Source organism: Micromonospora sagamiensis, assembly GCF_014680085.1.
Classification (GTDB): Bacteria; Actinomycetota; Actinomycetes; order Mycobacteriales; family Micromonosporaceae; genus Micromonospora; species Micromonospora inyonensis.
Genome location: NZ_AP023438.1, coordinates 3992385 through 4017003, shown reverse-complemented (window position 1 = coordinate 4017003; position 24619 = coordinate 3992385). Strand labels below are relative to the sequence as shown.

The 24619-nt window shown below is 73.0% G+C and carries 23 protein-coding genes; 10 read left to right on the top strand and 13 right to left on the bottom strand.

From position 1 onward, the window contains the following. Positions 1-293 precede the first annotated feature (293 nt). The 5 genes from IGA62_RS17745 (at position 294) to IGA62_RS17725 (ending at position 4754) form a co-directional block, all read left to right on the top strand. Entirely contained in the window at positions 294-623 is a 330-nt protein-coding gene (locus IGA62_RS17745) for a hypothetical protein (protein ID WP_145819764.1), read from the top strand. Beyond that, complete coding sequence (locus IGA62_RS17740; protein ID WP_145819766.1) at positions 620-1306, top strand: hypothetical protein; 687 nt, start codon at positions 620-622, stop codon at positions 1304-1306. The genes IGA62_RS17745 and IGA62_RS17740 overlap by 4 nt, the downstream gene beginning before the upstream one ends. Before the next feature lie 166 nt (positions 1307-1472). Continuing rightward, positions 1473-2774 (top strand): sigma-54-dependent transcriptional regulator family protein, encoded by a 1302-nt coding sequence (locus tag IGA62_RS17735; protein WP_145819768.1) that lies wholly within the window; start codon positions 1473-1475, stop codon positions 2772-2774. 43 nt (positions 2775-2817) lie between these two features. Next, positions 2818-4323 (top strand): aldehyde dehydrogenase, encoded by a 1506-nt coding sequence (gene adh / locus IGA62_RS17730; protein WP_145819770.1) that lies wholly within the window; start codon positions 2818-2820, stop codon positions 4321-4323. Then, a complete protein-coding gene (locus IGA62_RS17725; RefSeq protein WP_145819772.1) occupies positions 4323-4754 on the top strand; it encodes a DUF779 domain-containing protein in 432 nt (143 codons plus the stop codon). The genes adh and IGA62_RS17725 overlap by 1 nt, the downstream gene beginning before the upstream one ends. Positions 4755-4848: 94 nt before the next feature. Here IGA62_RS17725 and IGA62_RS17720 read toward each other — a convergent pair whose 3' ends face one another. The 6 genes from IGA62_RS17720 to IGA62_RS17695 all read right to left on the bottom strand — a co-directional run bounded on the left by IGA62_RS17720 (position 4849) and on the right by IGA62_RS17695 (position 10624). Next, positions 4849-5526 (bottom strand): G5 domain-containing protein, encoded by a 678-nt coding sequence (locus IGA62_RS17720; protein WP_198501079.1) that lies wholly within the window; start codon positions 5524-5526, stop codon positions 4849-4851. A 135-nt stretch (positions 5527-5661) separates the two neighbouring features. After that, positions 5662-6462 carry an ABC transporter permease gene (locus IGA62_RS17715; protein ID WP_145819774.1) on the bottom strand — a complete coding sequence of 267 codons (801 nt, stop codon included), beginning with the start codon at positions 6460-6462 and terminating at the stop codon, positions 5662-5664. A 233-nt stretch (positions 6463-6695) separates the two neighbouring features. Then, entirely contained in the window at positions 6696-7610 is a 915-nt protein-coding gene (locus IGA62_RS17710; RefSeq protein WP_186500036.1) for an ABC transporter permease, read from the bottom strand. Positions 7611-7650: 40 nt separating this feature from the next. Further along, positions 7651-8805, bottom strand: coding sequence for an ABC transporter ATP-binding protein (locus tag IGA62_RS17705; protein WP_145819776.1), 1155 nt, complete (start codon positions 8803-8805; stop codon positions 7651-7653). Further along, the gene (locus IGA62_RS17700) at positions 8802-9986 is read right to left on the bottom strand and encodes a polyamine ABC transporter substrate-binding protein (protein WP_145819778.1); all 1185 of its coding nucleotides are present in this window, start codon (positions 9984-9986) and stop codon (positions 8802-8804) included. The genes IGA62_RS17705 and IGA62_RS17700 overlap by 4 nt, the downstream gene beginning before the upstream one ends. Positions 9987-10252: 266 nt before the next feature. Beyond that, positions 10253-10624 (bottom strand): DUF3499 domain-containing protein, encoded by a 372-nt coding sequence (locus tag IGA62_RS17695; RefSeq protein WP_091457460.1) that lies wholly within the window; start codon positions 10622-10624, stop codon positions 10253-10255. Between the two features lie 197 nt (positions 10625-10821). On the opposite strand from IGA62_RS17695, the gene IGA62_RS17690 reads away from it, so the two are divergent. After that, positions 10822-11271, top strand: coding sequence for a metallopeptidase family protein (locus tag IGA62_RS17690; protein WP_088980571.1), 450 nt, complete (start codon positions 10822-10824; stop codon positions 11269-11271). Between the two features lie 65 nt (positions 11272-11336). On the opposite strand, the gene IGA62_RS17685 is transcribed toward IGA62_RS17690, so the two are convergent. From IGA62_RS17685 to IGA62_RS17675, 3 genes are all read right to left on the bottom strand, one after another. Further along, positions 11337-11594 carry a WhiB family transcriptional regulator gene (locus IGA62_RS17685; protein WP_088980572.1) on the bottom strand — a complete coding sequence of 86 codons (258 nt, stop codon included), beginning with the start codon at positions 11592-11594 and terminating at the stop codon, positions 11337-11339. A gap of 727 nt (positions 11595-12321) precedes the next feature. Continuing rightward, positions 12322-14880 (bottom strand): bifunctional FO biosynthesis protein CofGH, encoded by a 2559-nt coding sequence (locus IGA62_RS17680; RefSeq protein WP_145819780.1) that lies wholly within the window; start codon positions 14878-14880, stop codon positions 12322-12324. Between the two features lie 296 nt (positions 14881-15176). Further along, positions 15177-16238 carry a hypothetical protein gene (locus IGA62_RS17675; protein WP_232624680.1) on the bottom strand — a complete coding sequence of 354 codons (1062 nt, stop codon included), beginning with the start codon at positions 16236-16238 and terminating at the stop codon, positions 15177-15179. A gap of 101 nt (positions 16239-16339) precedes the next feature. Between IGA62_RS17675 and cofD the strand changes: the two genes are divergently transcribed. Together cofD and IGA62_RS17665 are read left to right on the top strand one after the other, a co-directional pair. Next, on the top strand, positions 16340-17296 hold the full coding sequence (gene cofD / locus IGA62_RS17670) for a 2-phospho-L-lactate transferase (RefSeq protein ID WP_145819782.1): 957 nt from the start codon (positions 16340-16342) through the stop codon (positions 17294-17296). After that, entirely contained in the window at positions 17293-18381 is a 1089-nt protein-coding gene (locus tag IGA62_RS17665) for a coenzyme F420-0:L-glutamate ligase (protein WP_145819784.1), read from the top strand. Before cofD ends, IGA62_RS17665 begins: the two co-directional genes overlap by 4 nt. A gap of 115 nt (positions 18382-18496) precedes the next feature. Here the strand turns inward: IGA62_RS17665 and IGA62_RS17660 are convergent, their stop codons facing one another. Further along, the gene (locus IGA62_RS17660) at positions 18497-19498 is read right to left on the bottom strand and encodes an ArsR/SmtB family transcription factor (RefSeq protein ID WP_145819786.1); all 1002 of its coding nucleotides are present in this window, start codon (positions 19496-19498) and stop codon (positions 18497-18499) included. 200 nt (positions 19499-19698) lie between these two features. Further along, a complete protein-coding gene (locus IGA62_RS17655) occupies positions 19699-20742 on the bottom strand; it encodes a DUF4185 domain-containing protein (protein WP_145819788.1) in 1044 nt (347 codons plus the stop codon). 39 nt (positions 20743-20781) lie between these two features. On the opposite strand from IGA62_RS17655, the gene IGA62_RS17650 reads away from it, so the two are divergent. Beyond that, positions 20782-21426: an NUDIX hydrolase gene (locus IGA62_RS17650; protein ID WP_145819790.1), complete on the top strand. Its 645-nt coding sequence runs from the start codon at positions 20782-20784 to the stop codon at positions 21424-21426. On the opposite strand, the gene IGA62_RS17645 is transcribed toward IGA62_RS17650, so the two are convergent. Together IGA62_RS17645 and IGA62_RS17640 are read right to left on the bottom strand one after the other, a co-directional pair. Next, positions 21395-22486, bottom strand: coding sequence for a mannose-1-phosphate guanylyltransferase (locus IGA62_RS17645; RefSeq protein ID WP_145819792.1), 1092 nt, complete (start codon positions 22484-22486; stop codon positions 21395-21397). The two genes, IGA62_RS17650 and IGA62_RS17645, sit on opposite strands and share 32 nt — an antisense overlap. A gap of 78 nt (positions 22487-22564) precedes the next feature. Beyond that, positions 22565-23710: a glycosyltransferase family 4 protein gene (locus tag IGA62_RS17640; protein WP_145819794.1), complete on the bottom strand. Its 1146-nt coding sequence runs from the start codon at positions 23708-23710 to the stop codon at positions 22565-22567. A gap of 137 nt (positions 23711-23847) precedes the next feature. Here IGA62_RS17640 and IGA62_RS17635 point away from each other — a divergent pair, with 137 nt between their 5' ends. Further along, entirely contained in the window at positions 23848-24528 is a 681-nt protein-coding gene (locus tag IGA62_RS17635; protein ID WP_145819796.1) for a TIGR03089 family protein, read from the top strand. Positions 24529-24619 lie beyond the last annotated feature (91 nt).

Sequence of the window (24619 nt, the reverse complement as noted above, 5' to 3'; positions counted from 1 at the left end):
TCGAACAGCCCGCGCCGCGCGCGCCTCGGACCGCCCATGCCCACCGGACACCGCCGCGCGATCACCCGCTCGCCGAGCGCGGCGGCCCGTTGGTCCACTGTGTCCGTGTGCACGGCCCATGACCTTGGTACCCGGTCGGCCGGGGCCTCAGCTCCGGGCGATCCGCGCCGGCCGGGAGCCAGCCCCGCGCGATGAGAAAACACCCGACCGCCAACAGTGAGCACACGACTACCATTGGTGCATCTGCCTCGTAGAATCGCAGCCCACGAGGGCCGGCTGCCGGGAGGTGTCGGATGCCACGTCGTAGCGCCGGTTGGATGTGGGCTGGTCGGCTCGTGGCCGGGCTGGCGGTGCTGGGTCTGGTCGGCTACCTGATCGTCGTCGGACTGGACCGGGCGGACAAGATCGGCAGCGCCGTTGGCGTGGTGATCGCGATTCTGGGCCTGGTGGCCCCGTACCTGCTGCCGCCACGACGGCAGCCCCCTACCGAGGGGACCGCCCCGGCTCCGGCGGGGAAGGCGCCCGCAGCGGCGGACGGCGCCGTCCACCTCCACGATGCCCGGGGTGTGCAGGTCAACCTGGGGGGCTCCAACACCCAGCACAACACGTTCGGGCCCCGGTGACCACCACCCAGCCCGACGACGGGCCCACCGCCGTCCCCGCCGGTGTTCCCCCGGCGCCGGAAGCTGACACTCCCGACTCGCCGGGTTCGTACGTGATCCGGATCAACGACGGTCGGGGGATACAGATCAACGTGGGTGGCAACAACACGCAGCACAACCTCCACGGAGATTCGTCGGGGACGCCGCCCGGGGCACCGGCGACCGCGCCGGTCGACGCCCGCGAGGAAGGGCGTCTTCCCCGCCTCCCCCGCAGGACGGCCCGCGTCGCGGTGGTGGCGGCCGTAACCCTGGCGCTGATCGGCGGGGCCGGCTACTGGTGGAGTTCACGTAGCGAGTCCTCGCCACCGTCCTCGACGTCGCTGACGCCGACGCCCGCCCGTACGACCGGTCCCCCGATCTGGTCGGCCCGGATCGCCAACACGCCGAACGGCACGTTCGGCTACCCGGGCCCCTTCGCGGACTCCCGGCACCGGGAACCCGTCAAGTCGTTCTTCGAGGGCAACGTCCTGCGGATCGTCTGCCAGGAGCGCAACGGACGCCTGATAAAGGACAGGACGACCGTTCTCCAGTCCACGGTCTGGTACAGACTGGATTCCGACATCTGGGTCTCCAGCCTGTACGCCGAGCTGACCCCGGCAGAAGCGGACCACCCGCCGCCGCGCCTGCCGGACTGCACCTACTAGCGGGACTCCCGGGCTGCCCGCCCGTCCCGACGGTCGGCCGGCGGGGTACGCGGCGCCGGTGACCGGTGCGGTGGACGCGGCGCGCGGCGGGCAGGTGGACCGCCGACCGTGCCGCCCCCTGGCGGTCGGCGGTGATCGGGGTCACGATGGGCGGGAGGAGGTCGCCGTGGCTGACCCGTGGCTCGCCCTGGAATTCGGTGCCGATCCGGACGAACGGATCGCACAGGTCGGTGCCGCCCACGAGGCGTTCCTCAGCGGCGGCACCAACCCGGAGCGGGTGCGGGACGTGGTCCACCGCTCGTGGCGGCGGTCGGTCGGGGCGCTGCTCGACCCGGAGGGCACCCCGCCGGTCGAGCTGACCGGCGACGACCTGGAGAGCTACCGGGCCGCCCACCCGCTGGCCCGCGTGCTGCCGCTGTTCCGGGACCTGCTCGGCGGGATCGCCACCGACGGCGCGCACCTGATGGCGGTCTGCGACGCGTACGGGCGACTGCTCTGGGTGGAGGGGCATCCGGGGGTGCTGCGCCGGGCCGAGGGGATGAACTTCGTGCCCGGCGCACGGTGGGACGAGGCGCACGCCGGCACCAACGCGCCGGGCACCGCCCTCGCCGTCGACCACAGCGTGCAGATCTTCGCCACCGAGCACTTCAGCCGTCCGGTGCAGCGGTGGACCTGCGCCGCCGCGCCGATCCACGATCCGGCGACCGGGCGGTTGCTCGGCGCGGTGGACATCACCGGTGGCGATCACCTGGCCAACCCGCAGAGCCTGGCACTGGTCCGGGCCACCGCGCGGGCGGCCGAGGCGTGGTTGGCCGGGCCGCCGGGGCAGGGCGGGTCAGTCGAGCCGGACGCGGTCACGGTGACCGCGCTCGGCCGGGACGAGGCGGAACTTCGGGTCGCCGGGCGGCGGATCCGGCTCGGTCGCCGGCACAGCGAACTGCTGGTGCTGCTGCTCCAGCACCCGGAGGGGCGGACCGGCGAGCAGCTCGGCCTGGATCTCTACGGCGACGACCGGCTGCACCCGGTCACCCTGCGCGCCGAGTTGTCCCGGCTGCGCCGCATCCTCGGCCCCGAGCTGCTCGACTCCCGCCCGTACCGGCTGCGCCCGGTGGTGCGGGCGGACTTCCGTACCGTCGTCGAGCTGCTGGAACGCGGCGAGGTGGCGGGCGCGCTCGACGCGTACCCGGGAAGTCTGCTGCCCGCCTCGGACGCGCCGGGAGTGACGCGACTGCGCCGGCTGCTCGACGGCCAGCTCCGCGCGGCCGTGCTGGCCGCCGGCGACCCGGCGCTGCTCGCGGCCTGGACCGCGACGTCCGCCGGGGCCGACGACCTGGCGGCGTGGCAGGCCCTGGCGCGGGCGCTGCCGCCGGGCACGCCGCGCCGGCCGCTCGCGGTCGCCCGGGTCCAGCAGCTCACGAGGGAGTACGGACTCAGCGGCGCAACGTGGTTGCAACGTCCCGGTAACTAGCGTGGCCGCCGTCACACCACCACCACGGACGGCGGAGGTATCCATGACGCGCTACGACGCGCCGACGCACTGGCAGTCCCGGTACGACCACTTCATCGGCGGCGAGTACGTCAGGCCGCACGACGGCCGGTACTTCGAGAACCCGACGCCGGTGACCGGGCAGACGTTCTGCGAGGTGGCACGGGGCACCGCCGCGGACGTCGAGAAGGCGCTCGACGCGGCGCACGGCGCGGCCGACGCGTGGGGGCGGACCCCGGTGGCCGAGCGGGCCCTGCTGCTCAACCGGATCGCCGACCGGATGCAGGAGCACCTGGAGGACCTGGCGGTCGCCGAGACCTGGGAGAACGGCAAGCCGGTCCGGGAGACCCTGGCCGCCGACATCCCGCTGGCGATCGACCACTTCCGCTACTTCGCCGGGGCGATCCGGGCGCAGGAGGGCTCCCTCGGCGAACTGGACGACGACACCGTCGCCTACCACTTCCACGAGCCGCTCGGCGTGGTCGCGCAGATCATCCCGTGGAACTTCCCCCTGCTCATGGCGACCTGGAAGCTGGCTCCGGCGCTCGCCGCCGGCAACGCGGTGGTGCTCAAGCCGGCCGAGCAGACCCCGGCGTCGATCCACTACTGGCTCTCGCTGGTGGCCGACCTGCTCCCGCCCGGCGTGCTGAACGTCGTCAACGGTTTCGGTGTCGAGGCGGGCAAGCCGCTGGCCTCCTCGCCCCGGGTGGCGAAGGTGGCGTTCACCGGGGAGACCACCACCGGCCGGCTGATCATGCAGTACGCCAGCGAGAACATCCGGCCGGTCACCCTGGAGCTGGGCGGCAAGAGCCCGAACATCTTCTTCGACGACGTCAGCGCCGCACGGGACGACTTCTTCGACAAGGCGCTCGAAGGGTTCACCATGTTCGCCCTCAACCAGGGCGAGGTCTGCACCTGCCCGTCCCGGGCGCTGATCCAGCAGGGGCACTACGCCGACTTCCTGCCCGCCGCCGTGGAGCGGACGAAGGCCGTCCGGCAGGGTCATCCGCTGGACACCGAGACGATGATCGGGGCGCAGGCGTCCAACGACCAGCTGGAGAAGATCCTGTCGTACCTGGACATCGGCCGGAAGGAGGGCGCGAAGGTGCTCACCGGCGGCGAGCGCGCCGACCTGGGCGGCGAACTGTCCGGTGGGTACTACGTGCAGCCGACGATCTTCGAGGGCGACAACTCGATGCGGATCTTCCAGGAGGAGATCTTCGGGCCGGTGGTCTCCGTGGCCCCCTTCGCCGACCTGGCCGACGCGGTCAAGATCGCCAACGACACGCTGTACGGGCTGGGCGCGGGCGTCTGGACCCGGGACATGAACACCGCGTACCGGGCGGGTCGGGCGATCCAGGCCGGCCGGGTCTGGACGAACTGCTACCACGCGTACCCGGCACACGCCGCGTTCGGCGGTTACAAGCAGTCCGGCATCGGCCGGGAGAACCACAAGATGATGCTGGAGCACTACCAGCAGACCAAGAACCTGCTGGTCAGCTACTCTCCCAAGAAGCTCGGCTTCTTCTGATGTCCGGCGGTCCCGACGTGGCGGAGCCCGGTCCGCCGGGCACCACCGCACCGCCGGCCTCCCTCACCCCCGACGCGGGCACCACCGCGCCACCCGTCTCCCTCACCCCTGCGGCGGCCGAACTGATCCGGTCGCTGCGGGGGCGGCACGGGCCCTTGATGTTCCACCAGTCCGGCGGCTGCTGCGACGGCAGCGCGCCGATGTGCTTTCCGGCCGGCGAGTTCCGGACCGGGGCGTCGGACGTCCGGCTCGCGGCGCTGGAGGTCGAGGGGGTTCCGGAGCCGGTCGGGTTCTGGATGTCGGCGAGCCAGTGGGAGCTGTGGCGGCACACCACGTTGACCGTGGACGTGGTGCCCGGCCGGGGCAGCGGATTCTCGCTGGAGGCCCCGGAGGGCGTCCGTTTCCTCATCCGCTCCGACCTGGCGACCTGACGCCTCCGGCTCGTCACGCCGCCCGCCGGCCGGGATCGTGGTGGCGATGTGCCCCCGGCGGGGCCGGTCGCCACCACGATCACCCGCGTACGGATCAGTTCTTCTCGTCGCAGGCGACGCCGTTGCCGTCGCGGTCGAGACGGTGCACGTCGGAACCGGTCACCTTGACCGTGCCGGTGATCCAGGCCGGGCCGTCGCCCCGCCCGGCGCAGTCGACGTCCTCGGCTACCGGCACGCACCCGCCGTAGTTCGGATCGCACGCCGCCGTGGTGGACGTGCCCACCGCCACCACCTGCGTCACCGGAGCCCGGGTGACCGTCGAGCGGAGCAGCCGCTTGTCGGTCGGCTCGCCGTCGACCCGGATCACCTCGTAGGTCAGTGTCTTCACTCCGGTGACCCCTCGGATCCGGACCACCTGCTGTCCCTCGGGCAGGGCCGGATCGTCCACGATCTGCACCGGGTAGGGGATCCGGACCGTCTCGGTGACCTGCTTCGTCTCCACGTTCCCCGACGGGGACGGGCTCCCGGCTGTCGGCGGGGCGGGCGGCGGGGCGTCCGGGTCGGCCCACTCCGCCTGCGACCCGTCCGCCACCGGTGACCCGCCGGGGCGGAAACCGAACAGCGCGCCGACCACCGTCAACTCCGCGCCGCAGGCGAGCACGAAGGTGAGCATCCCGGCGAGGAGCGCCACCGTGGTCCGGCCACCGGAGCCGCCGCTGGCCGGACGCGGCCGGTCGGTGCCCTTGCGACGGGACGACCGAGAAGACGTCATGAAGGAAGTTTCGATCGCATCGCACGCGGTGGCAATGGCCAACCGGAACGGACGCGCACCGCTCCTCGGCGTCCGGCGCGTTTGCAGGGGGCCCTTCCTCGACAGAAAGCGGTAGCAGGGGACCCCTGCTACCACCTAGCGGGAGAGCGCACGAACAGAGCGGGTCCGGACGGTGGTGGCCAGGACCAGAATCAGGGCGACCGCGAACATGGCGGTCCCGACGACGTTGACCTGTGGCGGGATGCCCCGCTGGGCGGCGCCCCACACGTACATCGGAAAGGTGACCGTGGTCCCGGCGTTGAAGTTGGTGACGATGAAGTCGTCGAAGGAGAGGGAGAAGGCGAGCAGCGCGGCGGCGACGATCCCGGGCAGCGCCAACGGCAGGGTGACCCGGCGGAAGGTCTGCCACTCGCTGGCGTAGAGGTCCATCGCCGCCTCCTCCAGCCGCCGGTCCATTCCGGCGAGCCGCGCCTTGACCGTCACCACCACGAAGGACAGGCAGAACATGACGTGGGCGATGACGACGGTCCAGAAACCCTGTGGCACGCCGGCCGAGACGAAGAGGGCGAGCAGGGACGTCCCCATCACCAGCTCGGGGGTGGCCATCGGCAGGAAGATCAGCACGTCGACCGCGGACCGGCCACGGAACCGGTGCCGGGCCAGGGCGAACGCCATCAGCGTGCCGAGGACGGTGGCGGCCACCGTGGCGAGGAAGCCGATCTGCACGCTGCGGACCACCGCGTCGCACATCTCGACGCTGGCGCACGGGTTACGCCAGTTGTCGAGGGTGAACTCCTGGAAGTCGTAGGAGAGGCGGCTCGCCGGGCGGTTGAGCGACAGGGCGGCCACCACGACGACCGGCAGGAGCAGGTAGCCGAGGACGAGCAGGGCCAGGCCGACCACCCAGCGGTCGGCCAGCCAGCGACTCGCGCTCACCGGAGCCGACCTTCGATCGCGACTGCGGGGCTCCGCTGCGCTGCACTCCTCGCGCTTCACGGAGCCATCCCCCGATCGCGACTGCGGGGCTCCGCTGCGGTGCACTCCTCGCGCTTCACGGAGCCATCCCCCGATCGCGACTGCGGGGCTCCGCTGCGGTGCACTCCTCGCGCTTCACGGAGCCATCCCCCGATCGCGACTGCGGGGCTCCGCTGCGCTGCACTCCTCGCGCTTCACCGGGAATCCCCGGTGCGGCGCAGGTAGGTGAAGACCACCGCGAGGACGGCCGCCATCAGCAGGAACGACAGCGCGGCGCCCTGCGGGTAGTCCAGCCGGACCAGGAACGCCGAGTCGATCACGTTGCCGATCATGTACTCGTTCGGCGTGCCGAGCAGCTCCGCGTTGATGTAGTCGCCGCTGGCCGGGATGAAGAACAGCAGCGTCCCGGCGGTCAGGCCGGGCATGGACAGCGGCAGCACCACCCGGCGGAACGCCTGCACCGGTCCGGCGTACAGGTCGCTCGCCGCCTCCAGCAGCCGGGGGTCGAGCCGCTCCAGGCTCGCGTACAGCGGCAGCACCAGGAACGGCAGGAAGTTGTACGTCAGCCCGAGCACCACCGCGAACGGCGTGGCCAGCAGTCGCCCGTCGACGTCGAGGAGGCCGACGTCACGCAGCAGCCCGACCAGGGGACCGTGGTCCGACAGGATGGTCTTCCAGGCCAGCGTACGGACCAGGAAACTGGTGAACATCGGGGCGACCACGCACACCAGCAGGACGTTGCGCCAGCGTCCCGCCTTCCGGGCGATCGTGTACGCCAGCGGGTAGCCGAGCAGCAGCGCCAGCGCGCACGCGGCCCCGGCGTAGCCGAAGGAGCGTCCGAACTGCGGCCAGTAGGCCGCCACCGCGTCCGGATAGTTGCCGAACGCCCAGGTCATCGCGTACCCGGTGGCCAGCGAGCCGGCGGGGTCGTACAGGCTGGCGGCGGCGAGCTGGCCCAGCGGCACGATGAAGAAGACGACCAGCCAGGCCACCCCCGGCAGCAGGAGCAGGTAGGGCAGCAGCCGGTGCCGCCCGGGGCGGGTCGGGGCGGCCGGGCTGGTGCCGGTGGCCGGTCCGGCACCGCCCGGCAGGTGGACGAACGCGGTCACGGACGGACCCGGCGGGCACCGGTACGACGCGGCGAGCCGGTCACCGGGACACCGCCACCGGCTCGTCGCGCACCGTGCCGCTCCGCTCGGCCTCCCCGGGTACGCGGGGCAGCAGGAAGGCGTGCTCCGGCCGCCAGTACGCGACCACGGACGAGCCGACGGGGTGCCGTCCCTCGGTGCCGTTGTTGGCCGCGAAGACCGACAGTTCACCTCCCGCACCGGTGTGGACCTGGTACTGGGTGCTCACCCCGACGTAGGCGGCGTCGGCGACCACCCCGACGACGTGCTGGTGCCCGTCGGGCACCTCGTCGGTGGACGCGGCGAGGCGCAGCTTCTCCGGGCGTACCCCGAGGTGGACCGGGCCCCGGTCGGCGCGGGCGCGGGCGACGGGCACCGTGAAGCGCGCGCCGTGCGCGGTCACCGCGACCTCGCCCCGGGTCGGCCCGGCCGCCTCGGCGACGAGCAGGTTGGACTGGCCGAGGAAGTTCGCCACGAACACGGTGGCCGGGAACTCGTAGAGGTCAGCGGGGGCACCGACCTGTTCGATCCGCCCGGCGTTCATCACCGCGACCGTGTCGGCCATCGTCATGGCCTCCTCCTGGTCGTGGGTGACGTGGACGAAGGTCGTGCCGACCTCGGTCTGGATCCGCTTCAGTTCGCCCTGCATCTGCCGGCGCAGCCTGAGGTCGAGCGCGCCGAGGGGTTCGTCGAGCAGGAGCACCTGCGGCTGGTTGATCAGGGCGCGGGCCAGCGCGACCCGCTGCTGCTGCCCGCCGGAGAGCTCGGCGGGGCGACGCCGTCCGTACCCGTCGAGCTGCACCAGGCCGAGCATCCGCTCGACCGCAGGGCGGACCTGGCGGATGCCCCGTCGGCGCAGGCCGAAGGCGACGTTCTCGGCGACGTCCAGGTGCGGGAAGAGGGCGTAGCTCTGGAAGACGGTGTTGACCGGCCGCCGGTACGGCCGCAGCCGGGTGATGTCCTCCGCACCGAGGAGGACCTGACCGGCGGTCGGTTCCTCCAGCCCGGCGATCATGCGCAGGGTGGTGGTCTTGCCGGAGCCGGACGCCCCGAGCAGGGCGAAGAACGAACCCTGCGCGACGGCGAGGGTGAGGTCGTCGACGGCGGTGACGGCACCGAACCGCTTGGTCAGGTCGACCAGCCGCAGGTCACCGACAGGTGTCCCGGTCCCCATCACGCCCCGATGACCTGTTGGAACTTCGACTCGTACGTCTTCTCCTGCTCCTCGCTGAGCGCCATGAAGACGCCTGACTTCGCGAGCATCGCGTCGTCCGGGAAGATCAGCGGGTTGGCGGCCAGCTCCGGATCGATCTTCTCCATCTCCGCCTGCGCGCCCTGCACCGGGCAGATGTAGTTGACGTGGGCGGCGAGCTTCGCGGCGACCGCCGGCTGGTAGTAGTAGTTGATCAACTGTTCGGCGTTGGCCCGGTGGGTCGCCCGGTTCGGCACCAGCAGGTCGTCGGAGTACAGGATGGCACCGGAGTCCGGGACCACGAACCGGATCTTGTCGTTGTCGAAGCCGAGCTGGATGATGTCGCCGGACCAGCCGATGCAGGCGGCGATGTCACCCCGGGCGAGTTCCGGGGCGTAGTCGTTGCCGGTGAACCGGCGGATCTGCCCGCTGTCCACCGCCCGCTTCAGCGTGGCGAGGGCGTCGTCGAACTGCGCCTCGGTGAAGTTCGTCGGGTCGTGCCCCTTGGCCTGGAGCAGCAGTCCGATCGTGTCGCGCATCTCGCTGAGCGCGGTGACCCGGCCCTTGAGGTCGGGGCGGGTCAGCAGCTCGTCGAGGGTCCGGATCTCCCGGGTGACGCCGCCGTTGTAGGCGAGCCCGGCGAGGCCGGTCTGCCACGGCACGGCGAGCTGGTTCTCCGGGTCGAACGAGCGCCCCTTGAGCGACGGCAGCAGGTTCGCCTGGACGTTGGGCAGCTTCGCCGGGTCGAGCTTCTGGATCCAGCCGAGCCGGATCATCCGGGCGGCCATCCAGTCGGTCAGCACGATGAGGTCCCGGTCGATGCTCTGGCAGCCGGCGAGCTGGTTGCGCACCTTGCCGAAGAACTCGTTGTTGTCGTTGATGTCCTCGGTGTAGGTGACCTGGATCCCGGTCTCGGTCTGGAACGCGTCCAGGGTCGGTCGCTTCGACTCGTCGGCGGCGTCGACGTCCAGGTACTGCGGCCAGTTGGAGAAGATCAGCTTCTTCTCGCTGGCGGAGTGGTCCTCGCTGACACAGCCCTCATCGGTCTGCCGCGCCGCCTCGGTGCCGCAGCCGGCGAGGGCACCGCCTCCGGCGAGCAGCGCGGCCGAGCCGAGCGCACCGGAAAGCAGGCCACGCCGGGAGACCGTCCGGGGGTGACTACGCATGTGACGGCTCCTTGGGGTCGTCGTCGGCGAGGGGCGAGGGTGACCACCGTCCACCGGGAGGAAGTCCGCGATGACCAACCGCCAACAGGATAGTTCCGGCCCCGCGCGGCGGATCTCCGCCGTCCGCCGGGTCCGTCTGCGGGCTCCGTCGGCTCCACGACCCCGGCCCCTCGGCGTCCGTGCGCCCGGGGCCGGGGCGCGGCAGAGGACGGCGCGCGGGGAAAGACGGCGCGCGCGGGGAAGGACGGTGCGCGGGAGAGGGTGGGTCAGTGGGTGGGCGGGATGACGCGGAGGTGGCCCCGGCGCCCGGTCTGGGGCGTCTGGGGCTGGTCCTGGCGTGAGGGCTCCTGGGGCGGGCGGGGCGCGGGGCGCGCGGCCTCGCGGACCGCCTCGGCGAGGGCCACCAGGTCGTCGGTGGTGGGCGGAGGCGGTTCGAACTCACCCTCGTGCCGGACGACGTCCCAGCCCCGGGGGGCGGTGAGGTTCCGGGCGTGCGGCTCGCAGAGGTCGTACGTGTGCGGCTCGGCGAAGGCCGCGAGCGGACCGACGACGGCGGTCGACTCGTTGTAGACATAGGTCAATGTGGCGACCGCTTGCCGGGGGCAGCCGTTTCTGGAGCAGCGCCGTGGTGACCTCACGGCGGCAGGGTATCTCCATTACCGGGTCCGCCGCACTGGTTCACGGTGCGACACGCCCGTCACCGAGATCACAATTCGGCCGCCGGAGGCGCCGAGGGCGGGAGAGATCGCCGCACAACGGGCGCGACACACCCGGGCCGGCGCTCCCGGGAGTGCCGGAGCGGCAGGCCAGCGGGGATGGGGACTACCCTTGCCCCATGACCAGTCCGGAACACCGCCGCCCCGGCTCCGGTCGGCGGGTGCACCGCGACCGGCACGGCCGCGGTCTGCGCGGGCGGCTGGTCCCGGCGACCGTCCCGCTGGCGCGGACGAAGGCGGAGGTCTTCGACGACCTGGTGCTGGACACGGTGGAGACGTTGGAGCGCCGCTTCGCCAAGGAACTGGCCGGGGTCGAGTTCGCCGTCGAGGACGTGCCCCCGGATCTCAACGTCTACGACTCGGACGTGCTGGAGGACGGGGAGGTACCCCTCGCCCGACTGCTGCCGGGGCGTCCCGGCCGGCAGGAGATCCCGCCGCGGATCGTGCTCTACCGACGTCCACTGGAGTTCCGCGCGATGGACCGGGAGGATCTCGCCGATCTGGTCCACGATGTCATCATCGAGCAGGTCGCGAATCTGCTCGGGGTCGACCCCGACGAACTGGCCTGAGTGGTCGACTCGCCGGTCCACCGGGGGCCGGACCGGGCGGCCCCCACCGCCCGGCACGGAAATCGTCAGGCCACCCGCCGCTTGAGCTTGCGGCGCTCCCGCTCGGAGAGCCCACCCCAGATCCCGAACCGCTCGTCATGACCGAGCGCGTACTCCAGGCACTCCGTCTTGACCTCGCATCGGGAACAGATTCGCTTCGCCTCGCGGGTCGAGCCGCCCTTCTCGGGGAAGAACGCCTCCGGATCGGTCTGCGAGCACAGCGCCCGCTCCTGCCACTCCGGCGCGTTTCCGAGCAGGTCGGCCACCTCAAGCTGGCCGTCCATCGAATGCCTCCTTGTCGCGCACCGGCGTCATCGCCGCTGCAACCCCCACGCGGAAAGGCGCGTTTGTCCCTCCGGTACCGATTTGCTGCGCTCGGTGTAGACAACCCCATTCAAATTACACGCGTGTAATGCGTGCGCCGTCAAGCCGAACTTGATAATGGAGTCGCCCTCCCGACACGCTCCGGACGGCCATCCGCGCCGCCCGACCCCGCAACCTGCCCTATCGATTCAGACCCCTGAGGAGTAACGCCCTCTCCGGCGAGTTGGCCGAGATTTCTCCCGTGGCGCTCCACCGTCCGGCCCGGACCGCGCCGCCGACGAGGACGGTCGGAGAACCCGTACCAAGATCAGCGATCTTGGTGGGGCACAGGTTAACGCGACTTCCGCGACACCGCCCGTCGAGGCCCCGGCCGGTACTCACGCGCAGCCCACCATGTGGACGGATGCTTCGGACCCGCACCGCATCCGACAGCACGAGTTCCCTGCTGATGGCGACCGTTTTCCGGGCCGGATCCGGGCCGGGCCAAGCTGGCGTGAGACGCGCTTCGTCCCACATAGTGGTACGGACCATCCGGAGAGCGGGTCGGCACGCCGACAGCGGACCGTCCCGCGCGGGAATACCGTCGTTCAGATTTCCCGTCCAGAACGGATGACGAGGCGCACGACCTTCCCGGCCTCCCCTTCCCGGCGGTGCCGTAACCGTCGCCGGCCCGGGAAGGTTCACCAGTCAGGACGGTCGACCGTAGGCCGTGCTCCGCCGCCGGGCCGGACGACCCGCCGCGGCGGCGATCGCGCGCAACTGTTCCTCGGTACGCGCCGACCCGTTGCCGGAGCCGGCCATCCGGGAAATCGTCTCCTCCATCAACGTGCCACCCAGGTCGTTGCAGCCGCCGCGCAGCATCGCCACCGTGCCCTCGTCGCCGAGTTTCACCCAGGAGCACTGGATGTTGCCGATCCGACCGTGCAGCAGCAGCCGGGCCATCGCGTGCACCACCCGGTTCTCCCGCCAGGTCGGGCCGGGGCGGGCGATGCCGGCGAGGTAGATCGGCGCGTTGGTGTGGACGAACGGCAGCGCCACGAACTCGGTGAACCCGCCGGTGCGGTCCTGCACCCCGGCCAGCACCCGGAAGTGGGCCAGCCAGTGCGCCGGGTGGTCGACGTGGCCGTACATCATCGTGGAGCTGGACCGGATGCCCAGCTCGTGGGCGGTGGTCACCACCTCGACCCAGGCGGCGGTGGGCAGTTTTCCCTTGGTGAGCACCCAGCGCACCTCGTCGTCGAGGATCTCCGCGGCGGTGCCCGGGATGGTGTCCAGACCGGCCTCGCGCAGCTGCCCCAGCCAGTCCCGGATGGACACGCCCGCCTTCGCCGCGGCGGTGACCACCTCCATCGGGGAGAAGGCGTGCACGTGCATCCCCGGCACCCGTTGCTTGATCGCCCGGACCAGGTCCGGGTAGACGCTCACCGGCAGCTTCGGATCGATGCCGCCCTGCATGCAGACCTCGGTCGCGCCGGCCGCCCATGCCTCCTCGGCCCGGTCGGCCACCTGCCCGACGGAGAGGCGGTAGGCGTCGGCGTCCCGCTCACGCTGGGCGAACGCACAGAACCGGCAGCCCACATAGCAGACGTTCGAGAAGTTGATGTTGCGGTTGACCACGTAGGTCACGTCGTCGCCGACGGTGTCGCGGCGCACGTCGTCGGCGAGCCGGCAGAGCGCGTCCAGCGCCGCGCCGTCCGCCGCGAACAGCGCCAGCGCCGCGTCGGCGTGCCGGGGGTCGAGCAGCGCCGCCGGATCGTCGGCGGCCAGCCGCAGTCCGGTACGCAGGTCCGCGTCGCCGCCTGCGGCGGTGACCGCCGCGGTGACCCGGGTGGCGACCTGCGCCCAGTCGCCGTAGACGCTGTCGAAGTCGCCCCGCCGGTCGCCGGTCCGGCCGGTGGTGTCGATGGTGGCGTGCAGGTCGACCCGCCCGCCGTTGGTCTCCTCCGGCTCCTGCCACGGCAGGCCCACCGGGCGGACCGCCTCGACGGCGAGCCCGGTCTCCGGGTCGGCGAGAGCGGTCACGTGCGGCAGCAGGCGCGGATCCAGCCACGGGTCACCGGCCCGGACGTACTCCGGGTAGACCGTCAACCGCTCGCGCAACGTGAACCCGGCGGCGGCCGTGTGCTTGGCCAGCTCGTCGAGCTGCGGCCAGGGGCGCTCCGGGTTGACGTGGTCCGGAGTCACCGGGGAGACCCCGCCCCAGTCGTCGATTCCGGCCCGCAGCAGCAGGTCGTACTCGCCGGCGATGAGGTTCGGCGGAGCCTGGATGCGGGCCTTCGGGCCGAGCAGCACCCGGGCCACCGCCACCGTGGCGGCGAGGTCGTGCAGCTCCGCGTCGGGCATGCCGCGCATCGCGGTGTCCGGCTTGGCGCGGAAGTTCTGCACGATCACCTCCTGGAGGTGGCCGTACTCGCGCTGCGCCCGCCGGATCGCGAACAGCGCGTCCACCCGCTCGGCGAGGGTCTCGCCGATGCCGATCAGGATGCCGGTGGTGAACGGGACCCCGACCCGCCCGGCGTCGTCGAGCACCCGCAGCCGCACCGCCGGCTCCTTGTCCGGCGAGCCGAAGTGCGGGCCCCCGGGCTCCGACCAGAGCCGGGTGGCGGTGGTCTCCAGCATCATGCCCATGCTCGGCGCGACCGGCTTGAGCCGTTGCAGCTCCGACCAGGAGAGCACGCCCGGGTTCAGGTGCGGCAGCAGCCCGGTCTCCTCGAGCACCGCCACCGCGCAGGCCCGCAGATAGTCCAGAGTGGAGTCGTAGCCGCGCTCGTCGAGCCACCGCCGGGCCGCCGGCCAACGCTCCTCGGGCCGGTCGCCGAGGGTGAAGAGGGCCTCCTTGCAGCCCTGCGCCGCGCCCTCGCGGGCGATCGCCAGCACCTCGTCCCGGTCGAGGAAGGCCGCCGGGAGCCGGTGCGGGACGGTGGCGAAGGTGCAGTAGTGGCAGCGGTCCCGACAGAGCCGGGTCAACGGGACGAAGACCTTCTTGGAGAAGGTGATCACACCGGGACGGCCAGCCTCGCGCAGCCCGGCGTCGCGGATGCCGGCGGCGACGGCGAACAGTTCCGCCAGGGCGTCGCCGCGAGCGGTCAGCAGTGCGACCGCCTCGTCGACGTCCAGCGCCCGGCCGGTCGACGCGCGGCGCAGGGCTCGGTGCACGCCCGTCCCGGTCACCGTGGGCGCGGTGGCCGACCCGCCGGCCACCCTGTCCGCCCCGCCGGTCGCGCCCGCCTCGGTGTCCTCCCGCATTCCACAACCCTATTCCGGTTCGCTTCCCCGGCCACGCCGTCCTCCCCCACCACGTCGCACCGGTCGGAGGCCGCACCGGGCCCGGAGCCGCACAGAGGTCCCGGACGTCCCGGGCCGGTCGAGGTGCGGAGCCGCACAAGGCCCGGGGCCGGTCGAGGTCCGGGACCCGAACAAGGCCCGGGGCCGGTCGAGGCCCGGGACCCGAACGAGGTCCGGGGCCGGTCGAGGTCCGGTGGGACGTCGACCGGCCCCGATCGGGCCGCGACAGCGGGAGGTGCGTCAGATGGAACCGGGGATCAGCGGGCCTCGGATCCGGGGTCGCGCGGAACGGCCTGGGTACGGTCACCGTCCGCACCCGGCGCGACGACCTGGGTACGGTCGCTGTCCGCGCCCGACCCGACGACCTGGGTACGGTCGCTGTCGTCCCCCGTGGCCGGGGCCGGGGTGGACTCGGTCGCCTGACGCGGAATCGCCTGCGTCGGGTCGGCCGACGGCGGCTGCCCGAAGGGGGGCGCGGACGGGGTACCACCGGCCGGGGCCGGAGCGAAGCTGCCCGTCGGCGCGGCACCGTACGACGGGGTCGTGCCGCCGAAGGGCGGCGGGGTGCCCGGCTGACCGAACGGCGGAGCGGACTGCGGTGCGGCGCCGAACGGCGGAGCCGACTGCGGCGCGGCGCCGAACGGCGGAGCGGACTGGGGGTTCGGCTGGCCGTACGGCGGGGCCGGGTAGCCGGGCTGGGCACCGTACTGGCCGGGCTGCGTGCCGTACTGGCCGGGCTGCGCCGGGTAGGTCGGGTAGCCCTGCTGCTGTTGCTGCTGCGGCCAGCCCGGCTGGGGCTGCCCGTACACGCCCGGCTGCGGCTTCGGCTTGGGGACGTGGTACTGCGCCCGCCACACCTTGTGCACCACGACCGCGGCGACCGCGAGCACCGCCAGGAAGGCGACCGACTCCAGCAGGAGCAGGAAGGCGTTGCCGACCTCGCCCTCGGCGAGCTGGCCGATCACGCCGATCAGGAAGGCCAGTACGCCGAGCAGGGCGCTCACCGCGTACTCGACGAGGGCGATCAGGGTGATCTGCTTGGCCTTCGACACCGCCGGCAGGACGTGGGTGGCGAGCAGGAACGCCAGCACCGGCAGGACGATCGCCTCGACGCCGAGGAAGGTGTGGACGGCGCCCACCGCGCGGCCGGTCAGGGTGCTGTACTCGGACATCGGCACCAGCAGCCGGATCAACCCGACGAAGAGCAGCACTGCGTTCGCGCCGAGGAGCACGAGGGCGACGAGTTCGCGGAGTGGTTTGGTGTGCTGGGCGGCCTGCGGCGCGTCGGGAGGCGACGCGGGCTCGGCGGGGCTGGTCAAGGGGCTCCCCCTCTTCGGGCGATGTCGGACAGGTGCGACGTGAGCCTAGTCTCTCCGGACCAGGCCCGATCGACGACGTCACGTGCGCGAGGATGGTCGGCATGCGCATCGTGGTTCTGGCCGGTGGCATCGGGGGGGCCCGATTCCTGCTCGGCGTCCGGGCGTACGCCCGTGAGGTGGGTGCCGAGGTGACCGCCGTGGTCAACGTCGGCGACGACCTCTACCTGCACGGACTCAAAATCTGCCCGGATCTGGACAGCGTGCTCTACACCCTCGGTGGGGGCGCGGACCCCCAGCGCGGCTGGGGGCGGGCCGACGAGACCTGGACGGTGAAGACGGAACTCGCCGCGTACGGAGCGGAGCCGACCTGGTTCGGCCTCGGCGACCGGGACATCGCCACGCACCTGGTCCGCACCAACATGATCAACGGCGGGTACCCGCTCTCCGCCGTCACCGCGGCGCTGGCCACCCGCTGGCAGCCGGGCGTACGCCTGCTGCCGGCGACCGACGACCGCCTGGAGACCCACGCGGTGGTCGACCTCGACGGCGGCCAACGGGCAATCCACTTCCAGGAGTGGTGGGTACGGCACCGGGCCGAGATCCCCACGCACCGGTTCGTCTTCGTCGGCGCGGAGAGCGCGAAGCCGGCGCCCGGGGTCCTCGACGCGCTCGGTGCGGCCGACCTGGTGCTGGTCGCGCCGAGCAACCCGGTGGTGAGCATCGCACCGGTCCTTGCGGTACCGGGGCTGCGGGAGGCGGTGGCCGCCACCCCCGGACGGGTGGTCGGGGTCTCGCCGATCATCGGCGGCGCGCCGGTGCGCGGGATGGCCGACCGGTGTCTGGCCGTGCTCGACGTGGAGTGCAGCGCCGCCGGGGTGGGTCGCCTCTACGGCGGGCGACGCTCCGGCGGGCTGCTGGACGGCTGGCTGGTCGCCCCGGAGGACGAGGGCGCGACGGTCCCGGAGGTGGCGGTACGCGCGGTGCCGTTGTGGATGACCGACGAGGCGACGACGGCGGAGATGGTCCGCGCCGCCGTGGAGTTGGCGGGGCTGGCATGAGGTTGGAGATCCTGCCGGTGCTCGGGATCGGCGACGTGACCGCCGGCGACGACCTGGCCGCGCTGATCGCGACCGCCGCGCCGTGGTTGCGCGACGGCGACGTGCTCGTGGTGACCAGCAAGATCGTCTCGAAGGCGGAGGGCCGGCTGGTCGACGTCCCGGCGGACGGGCCGGAGCGCTTCGCCGCCCGGGACGAGGTGCTCGCCGCCGAGACCGCCCGGGTGGTGGCGACCCGGGGAGCCACCCGGATCGTGCAGACGCACCACGGTTTCGTGCTGGCCTCGGCCGGCATCGACGCGTCCAACGTGGAGAAGACCCGGCTGGTGCTGCTCCCCGAGGACCCGGACGCCTCGGCCCGCGCGCTGCGCGCGGCCCTGCGGGAGCGGTACGACGTGGACGTCGCGGTGATCGTCAGCGACACCATGGGTCGCCCCTGGCGCAACGGCCTGACCGACGTGGCACTCGGTGTCGCCGGCCTGCCCGCCATCCGCGACCACCGGGGCGAGATCGACCCGTACGGCAACGAGCTGCACGTCACCCAGATGGCGGTGGTCGACGAGCTGGCCGGCGCGGGTGAGCTGATCAAGGGCAAGTGCGACCAGGTGCCGGTGGCGGTGGTGCGCGGCTACCTCACCGGCGGGGGCGCGGCGGACGGGCCGGGCGCACGGGCACTGGTCCGGGACGCCGAGCAGGATCTCTTCGCGCTCGGTACGGCCGAGGCGAAGGTCGCCGGCATGCTCGCCGCCGCCACGCTGGCCGACGGCCCCGGCCCGGAGCCGGCCGACCCGGCCGCGGTGCGCCGGGCGATCGACGCGGTGGCCGACTCGCTCGCGCCCGGCACGGTCTTCACCCTGGTCACCGACGAGGAGGCACGCGCCGTGCTGACGGCCGCCGTCCCCGGCTGGCCGGCGACGGCGACCGGACTGGTCCTCGGCGAGGCGGCTCCCCCGGTCAGCCAACCGGACCTGGTGCGGTTCGGTGCCGACACGCAGCGACTGCGGGCCGCGCTGGCCGCCCACGGGGTGCCGTCGCTGCTGCTGCCGCCCCCGGCCGACAGCACCGCCAGCGCCGCCCTGGCAATCTGAGGCGCACCACCTGGTTGGTAGCAGGGGTCCCTTGTTACCCATTAATGGGTAACAAGGGACCCCTGCTACCTCCGCGACGCACTCCCAGCGCGACCCGGCCCGGCGGGCGGGCGGCTCAGCCGTCGAGCACGGCGCGGCCGAGCGGGGTCAGCGTGTGCAGGACCGTGTTGCGGTCCCGGTGGCTGACCAGCAGGCCGGCGTTGCGCAGCACGGTGGTGTGCTGGCTGACCGCGGCCGGGGAGATGTCCAGTCGGCGGGCCACCTCGCCGGTGGTCAGCCCGGCGTCGCTGGCCTCCAGCACCGCCGCCCGGGTCCGGCCGAGCAGGGCGGCGAGCGCCGTCCGGCCGTCGCCGCCGGTCGGTCCGCCGGCCGGTCCGGTGGCCGGGACGAGCGCGCCGAGCCGGTCCACCGGGTAGACCAGCACCGGCGGCCGGGTCGGGTCGAGGAGGGCGACCGGGGTCCGGGCACAGAAGAAGGAAGGCACCAGCAGCAGCCCGCGCCCGTCGAGGTGCAGCTCCCGGCTGGCCGGGTAGTCGGGCACCTCCAGCACCCCGGACTCCCAGCGCATCGCCGGGCGCAGGCTCTCCAGCAGCCCCTCCGCGCCGCCGTCGAGCATGGCCCGGGCCCGACGGGTACGGTCGGCCTCCACCGCCGCCTGGATCCGACCCCAGTACGGGCGCAGCGCCAACGACCGGTACCGCTGCAACGATTCGGCGAGGTGGTGCAACGCCTCCGGCTCGCCCCGGGCCAGCGCGGCGGCCGGGGCGGGCAGTTCCCGTCCGCCCGCCAGTGTGGTCAGGTCCCGCCGGAGCAGTTCCGGCGAGGTGGCCCGGACCGCGTCCAGCCCGGCCTCGAACCCGTCGACGCTCTGGTACGGCGTGAGGAAGTCGGGAAAGTAGCCCCTCGGCGGGTTGAGGGCGAGCAGCAGACGCAGCCGGTCGGCGTCCTGTTCCCGGCGCAACCGGGCGGCGACGGCGCGCCGCCACCCGTTGACCAGCGGGTCGGCATGGCGCTCCTGCAACAGGTGCAGGCTGAGGACCAGTTCCCACAGCGGGTCCGCCGAGGGCGCCACCCGGGTCCGGAGGACGTCCTCGCGGGAGAAGTGGATTGTCAGCATTGCCAGCGCTCCCGTGAACGCCGGACAGCGCTTACCGTCCGGCGAACGTCTGCACTGTACCGGCCGTGATCTCGGCTTTTAAGTGTGAGCTGAAAAGCATCGACGTCCGGTAACCACTTCGGCATGCTGGTGTGCGGCCGGGCGACGGCACGAGGGTCTGCGGCCATCGCGTCCGCAGGGACGTCGCCCGGCCCCGGGGCTCATCCACGCTCCCAGAGCGCTACCCGGTGGTCCTCGTCGGTGACGTAGAAGCACCGGCCGTCCGTCTCGGCGATGCCCTCCACGTGGTGGAACGGGGCCAGGTCGGCGACGAGTTCGCCAGGGATCAGGTGGTGGGGCTCCACCGGCAGCCGGAACCGGACGTGCCGTGAGGTCACCTCGCCGCCGTGCGGGTAGTCGTCGAGCAGCACCGACCCCTTGCCGAGCGCGTCGATGGAGCCGATCACCGCCGTGTAGCCGCCGTCGTCGGTCGAAGCGAGGGCCCGGAAGCCGGTGAGCACCCCGGGCGGGGTCACCCCGGTCAGCGCGTACGCCCGCACCGCCCGGGGCCAGGCCCGGGGCTCGGCGAACATGTCCGCCACCCCGGTCACCTCGACCAGGATCGGCTCGCCGTCGGTCGTGACCGGGAAACGGAGCCCGAGCAGGACGGAGCCGGTCGGGGTGAACGCGGCGCCCTCGACGTTCAGCGGCAGGTCCCCCTCGGCCAACCGGCTCACCCAACGCTTGGCCCGGGAGGTGCCCCGGGCCAGTGTCTCCACGATGAACCGGGTGCGGACCTGCTCCCCCGGCGGCAGGGTGGCCAGGTCGGCGGCGACGAGCGCGTCGTTGATCACCCGGTGCAGCCGGAACGAGTTGCGGACCACTCGCACCGGCAGCGGGGCGTCGGGGGTCGCGTCGTCCTCGCGGAACCGGGCGACGAAGGCCCGGCGGGGACGCAGCGGTCCGCCCTTGGAGCCGAAGTGCGAGCCGAAGACGTAGACCCAGCCGTCGTGGTGGGCCAGGGCCTCACCGTCCTCGGTACGACGGTTCTCCGCTCCGGCGTCGGCGCGTACGTGCTCGGCGGTCCACTTACCGTCCTCCCGCTCCAGCAGCAGGGCCAGACACTCCTCCACCGGCCCCTCGTCCAGCACGGTCCAGAAGCCCCGGCGTGCCCCGTACCGGCGCAGCAGCGCGGCGGAGCGGACCGGCAGCAGATCGCTCGCCTCGTTACCGGCGACGACGAATTCCAGCAGCTCAAGTGTCACCCGGCCAGGGTAGAGACCGGGTGCTCGTAGAGTGTCCGGATGCCCGACGCCCGTGACGACACCACCGCCCCGCGCACCGACCCGACGCCGTCCGGCGACACCGCCGGGTCCGGCGACACCGCCGCCGCCCTGCACGCCGACACCACCGCGGTGCTGACCCGCTGGGAGCCGACCAGCCCGGCCGCCGCCGAGGCCCGCGACCGTACGCTCGCACTGCTCGCCGCCGGGCCGGTGGCGGTGACCCGGGCGCACCGCCCCGGTCACGTCACCGCGAGCGTGCTGATCGTCGACGCCACCGGCGAGCGGCTGCTGTTCTGCCTGCACGGCAAGTTCAAGCAGTGGGTGCAGCTCGGCGGGCACTGCGAGCCGACCGACCGGACGCTGGCCGGCGCCGCCCTGCGTGAGGCGACCGAGGAGTCCGGCATCGCCGGCCTGCGGATCGACCCCGTCCCGATCGACGTGGACATCCACCCGGTGCCCTGTCAGGGCGGCTCGTTCCACCACGACGTCCGGTTCGCGGTGGTCGCCCCGCCGGGGGCGGTGGAGCGGGTCAGCGACGAGTCCGACGCGCTGGGCTGGTTCCCGCCGGACCGGTTGCCCATCCCCCGGCTCGGCGGGGTCGACCAGCTCCTCGCCCCGGGGCTGGCCGCGCTCAGACGTGGCCTTCTTCGCCCCGCTCCTTGAGGTCGTCGACGAGCTTCTTGACGTCCTGGGCCCGGTCGCGGGGGCAGACCAGCACGGCGTCGTGGGTGTCCACCACGATGAGGTCCCGGACGCCGAGCGCGGCGACGAGCCGGCCGGACTGGGCCACCACCACCAGGTCGTCGCTGTCGTGCAGCAGTACGCCCGGCTTGGTGTCGCCGCCGAGCACCACGTTGCCCCGCTCGTCGGCGGGGAGCACCTCGCCGAGCGTGTGGAAGTCGCCGACGTCGTTCCACCCGAAGTCGCCGGGGACGGTGGCGACCCGCCCGGCGGTGGCCGCGCCCTCCATCACCGCGTAGTCGACGGAGATCTTCGGCAGCGTCGGCCAGACCGTGCCGAGCACGTCGTCCTGCTCGGGGGTGCCCCAGGCGGCGGCGATGGCGGAGATCCCGGCGTGCAGGGCCGGCTGCTGCCGGGCCAGCTCGGCGAGGAAGACGTCCACCCGCCAGACGAACATGCTCGCGTTCCACAGGTGCCGGCCGGAGCGCAGGTACGCCTCGGCCACCGCGGCCTCCGGCTTCTCCTTGAACTCGACGACCGGGCGCAGCGGCCCGCCGTCGACCGGGTCGCCGGTCTCCAGGTAGCCGTAGCCGGTCTCCGCCCGGGTGGGGGTGATGCCGACCGTCATGAGCAGGCCGCGCTCCGCGCCGCGTACCGCCTCGCGGACCGTGTCCGCCCAGCGGTCCGGCTGCCCGATCAGGTGGTCGGCCGCGAACGATCCCATCACCGCCTCCGGGTCGCGCGCCGCGATCACGGCAGCGGCGAGCGCGATGGCCGCGCACGAGTCCCGGGGCGAGGGCTCCACCAGGATGTTCTCCTCCGGCAGGCCGGTGAGCTGCCGGGCCACCGCCGCGACGTGCGCGGCTCCGGTGACCACGAGGGTCCGCTCGGCTGTGGTGAGCGGCGCGAGCCGGTCCACGGTGGCCTGGAGCAGTGACCGGGTGGAACCGGTGAGCGGGTGGAGGAACTTGGGATGCCCGGCACGGGACAGCGGCCACAACCTCGTGCCGCTGCCTCCCGCCGGAATGACGGCGTAGAGCATCAGCACATCATGCCCGAACCGCCACGGGACGGACGCCTGCCGCACCGACCCGGTCGTCGCGCAGGAAGGGCGGACCGGTCAGGACCGGGCCCGGGTCCACGCCGCGATGTGCACCTCGGCGCTGGACTCCCAGGTGAACTCCTTGGCCCGGTCGAAGCCGGCCTTGGCCAGCGCCAGCCGGCGGGACTCGTCGTCGAGCAGGGCGGCCAGGTCGGTGGCGATCTGGTCCGGGTCCTCGCTGGTGTAGGCGACCGCGTCGCCGCCCACCTCGGGCAGGGAGAGCCGGGGCGTGGTCAGCACCGGGGCGGCGCAGGCCATCGCCTCCAGGATCGGCAGGCCGAAGCCCTCACCGTACGAGGGGTAGGCGGCGACCAGCGCCCCGCCGAGGAAGCCGGGCAGGTCGGCGTAGCGCAGGTAGCCGGGGCGGAGCAGGCGCAGGTGCGACGGGACCTCGGCCACCGCGCGGTCGATGTCGTCGTCGTGCCCCTGGCCGCCGGCCACCACCAGGGCCGGCGGGTCGGCCCGGTCGGCCACCGCCCGGGCCCAGCCCCGGATCAGATTGGGTACGTTCTTGCGTGGCTCCTTCGCGCCGAGGAAGGCGACGTAGCTGCTGGAGCCGAGGCCGAGCCGGGCGCGGACCCGGGCCTTCTCCTCGTCGCTCGGGGCGTGGAAGGCCGCGTGGTCGACACCGTGGTACGCCACGTCGATCCGGGTCGGGTCGGCGTCGAGGAGGCGGATCAGCTCGTCGCGGGTCGCCTTGCTCGGCACGATCACCCGGCTGGCACGCCGCAGCGACGTCTTGATCGCACTGCGGAAGAAGGTGCGCCGGGACTTGTCGTAGTGCTCCGGCTCGGTGAAGAACGTCGCGTCGTGCAGGGTCACCGTGACCGGGCAGCCGGCCCGCAGCGGGCAGGTGTAGAAGGGCGAGTGCAACACCTGCGCACCGACCTGCTGGGCCAGCATCGGCAGGCCGGTCTGCTCCCAGGCGAGCCGGGCCGGCCGGTGGGCCACCGCGGCCGGCGCGGGGATGACCTCGGCACCCGGCAGCATCCGGGCGTAGCGCTCCTGGTCGGTGCGGAGACTCACCACGGCCAGGTCCACCCCCGAACCGGTGACCTTGCCGAGGGCTCCGAGCAGACCATCGACGTATCTACCGACGCCCCCACGGTCGGCGGGGACACTCGTGGCGTCGATGAGCACGCGGGGCGGGCGACCGGCGGTCACGGGGCAACTCCTTTGTGGGGAACAACACTCGGTGCAAGCCTACGCCGCCGGCCGCCCGCCGCGGTGACTGCGACCCGACGCTCGGACGGTCTCGAGTTGGCGTCGAGTGCGGATGGCGGGGGCGTATCGTTCGCCCGATGGCCGATGACATTCCCCGGGTCTTCGCCGACGCGATCGCGGCCGACCCGACCCGACCCCTGCTGACCTGGTACGACGACGCCACCGGGGAACGCACCGAACTCTCCGGGGCGACGTTGGCGAACTGGGTGGCGAAGACCGCCAACCTGCTCGTCGACGATGTGGCCGCCGGCCCCGGGAGCGCTGCCGGCGTGCTGCTCCCGCCGCACTGGCAGACCGCCGCCGTGCTGCTCGGCTGCTGGTCGGCAGGATTGACGGTGGCCGGGGAGCCGGGGCCGGTGGACGTGCTCTTCGCCGCCGCCGACCGGGTCGCCGAGGCGGACGCCTGGTCGGCCGGGGAGCGCTACGCGCTGGCGCTCGCCCCGTTCGCCCTGCCGCTGCGCGAGGTGCCGGCCGGCTTCGCCGACTACGTGGTCGAGGTGCGCGTGCACGGCGACCACTTCGCCCCGTACCCGGGCGGGGGTGCCGAGCTGGTGGCCCGCGCGGCGCACCGCGCGGAAGAACTCGGCCTCGCCCCCGGTGACCGCGTGCTGGTCGACGCGGCCCGCCACCCGGAGCCGGTGGACTGGCTGCTCGCCCCGCTGAGCGTGGGGGCGAGCGTGGTGCTCTGCGGCAACCTCGACCCGACCCGCGTCGAGTCCCGCCTGACGTCGGAGAAGGTCACCCGGTCGCTGGCCTGACGCCCCCTGGCCGGTCAACGGGGCAGCCGCCGGGCGCAGTCGCCGTCGTGGCCGGCCGCGAGCAGGCATCGCCGGCCGGCGGCCATCCGTC

Coding starts and splice junctions, on each gene's coding strand:
- IGA62_RS17745 (WP_145819764.1), top strand. CDS start 294: ATGCCACGTCGTAGCGCCGGTTGGATGTGGGCTGGTCGGCTCGTGGCC.
- adh (WP_145819770.1), top strand. CDS start 2,818: ATGACGCGCTACGACGCGCCGACGCACTGGCAGTCCCGGTACGACCAC.
- IGA62_RS17725 (WP_145819772.1), top strand. CDS start 4,323: ATGTCCGGCGGTCCCGACGTGGCGGAGCCCGGTCCGCCGGGCACCACC.
- IGA62_RS17720 (WP_198501079.1), bottom strand. CDS start 5,526: ATGACGTCTTCTCGGTCGTCCCGTCGCAAGGGCACCGACCGGCCGCGT.
- IGA62_RS17700 (WP_145819778.1), bottom strand. CDS start 9,986: ATGCGTAGTCACCCCCGGACGGTCTCCCGGCGTGGCCTGCTTTCCGGT.
- IGA62_RS17690 (WP_088980571.1), top strand. CDS start 10,822: ATGACCAGTCCGGAACACCGCCGCCCCGGCTCCGGTCGGCGGGTGCAC.
- IGA62_RS17685 (WP_088980572.1), bottom strand. CDS start 11,594: ATGGACGGCCAGCTTGAGGTGGCCGACCTGCTCGGAAACGCGCCGGAG.
- IGA62_RS17680 (WP_145819780.1), bottom strand. CDS start 14,880: ATGCGGGAGGACACCGAGGCGGGCGCGACCGGCGGGGCGGACAGGGTG.
- cofD (WP_145819782.1), top strand. CDS start 16,340: ATGCGCATCGTGGTTCTGGCCGGTGGCATCGGGGGGGCCCGATTCCTG.
- IGA62_RS17665 (WP_145819784.1), top strand. CDS start 17,293: ATGAGGTTGGAGATCCTGCCGGTGCTCGGGATCGGCGACGTGACCGCC.
- IGA62_RS17660 (WP_145819786.1), bottom strand. CDS start 19,498: ATGCTGACAATCCACTTCTCCCGCGAGGACGTCCTCCGGACCCGGGTG.
- IGA62_RS17650 (WP_145819790.1), top strand. CDS start 20,782: ATGCCCGACGCCCGTGACGACACCACCGCCCCGCGCACCGACCCGACG.
- IGA62_RS17645 (WP_145819792.1), bottom strand. CDS start 22,486: ATGCTCTACGCCGTCATTCCGGCGGGAGGCAGCGGCACGAGGTTGTGG.
- IGA62_RS17635 (WP_145819796.1), top strand. CDS start 23,848: ATGGCCGATGACATTCCCCGGGTCTTCGCCGACGCGATCGCGGCCGAC.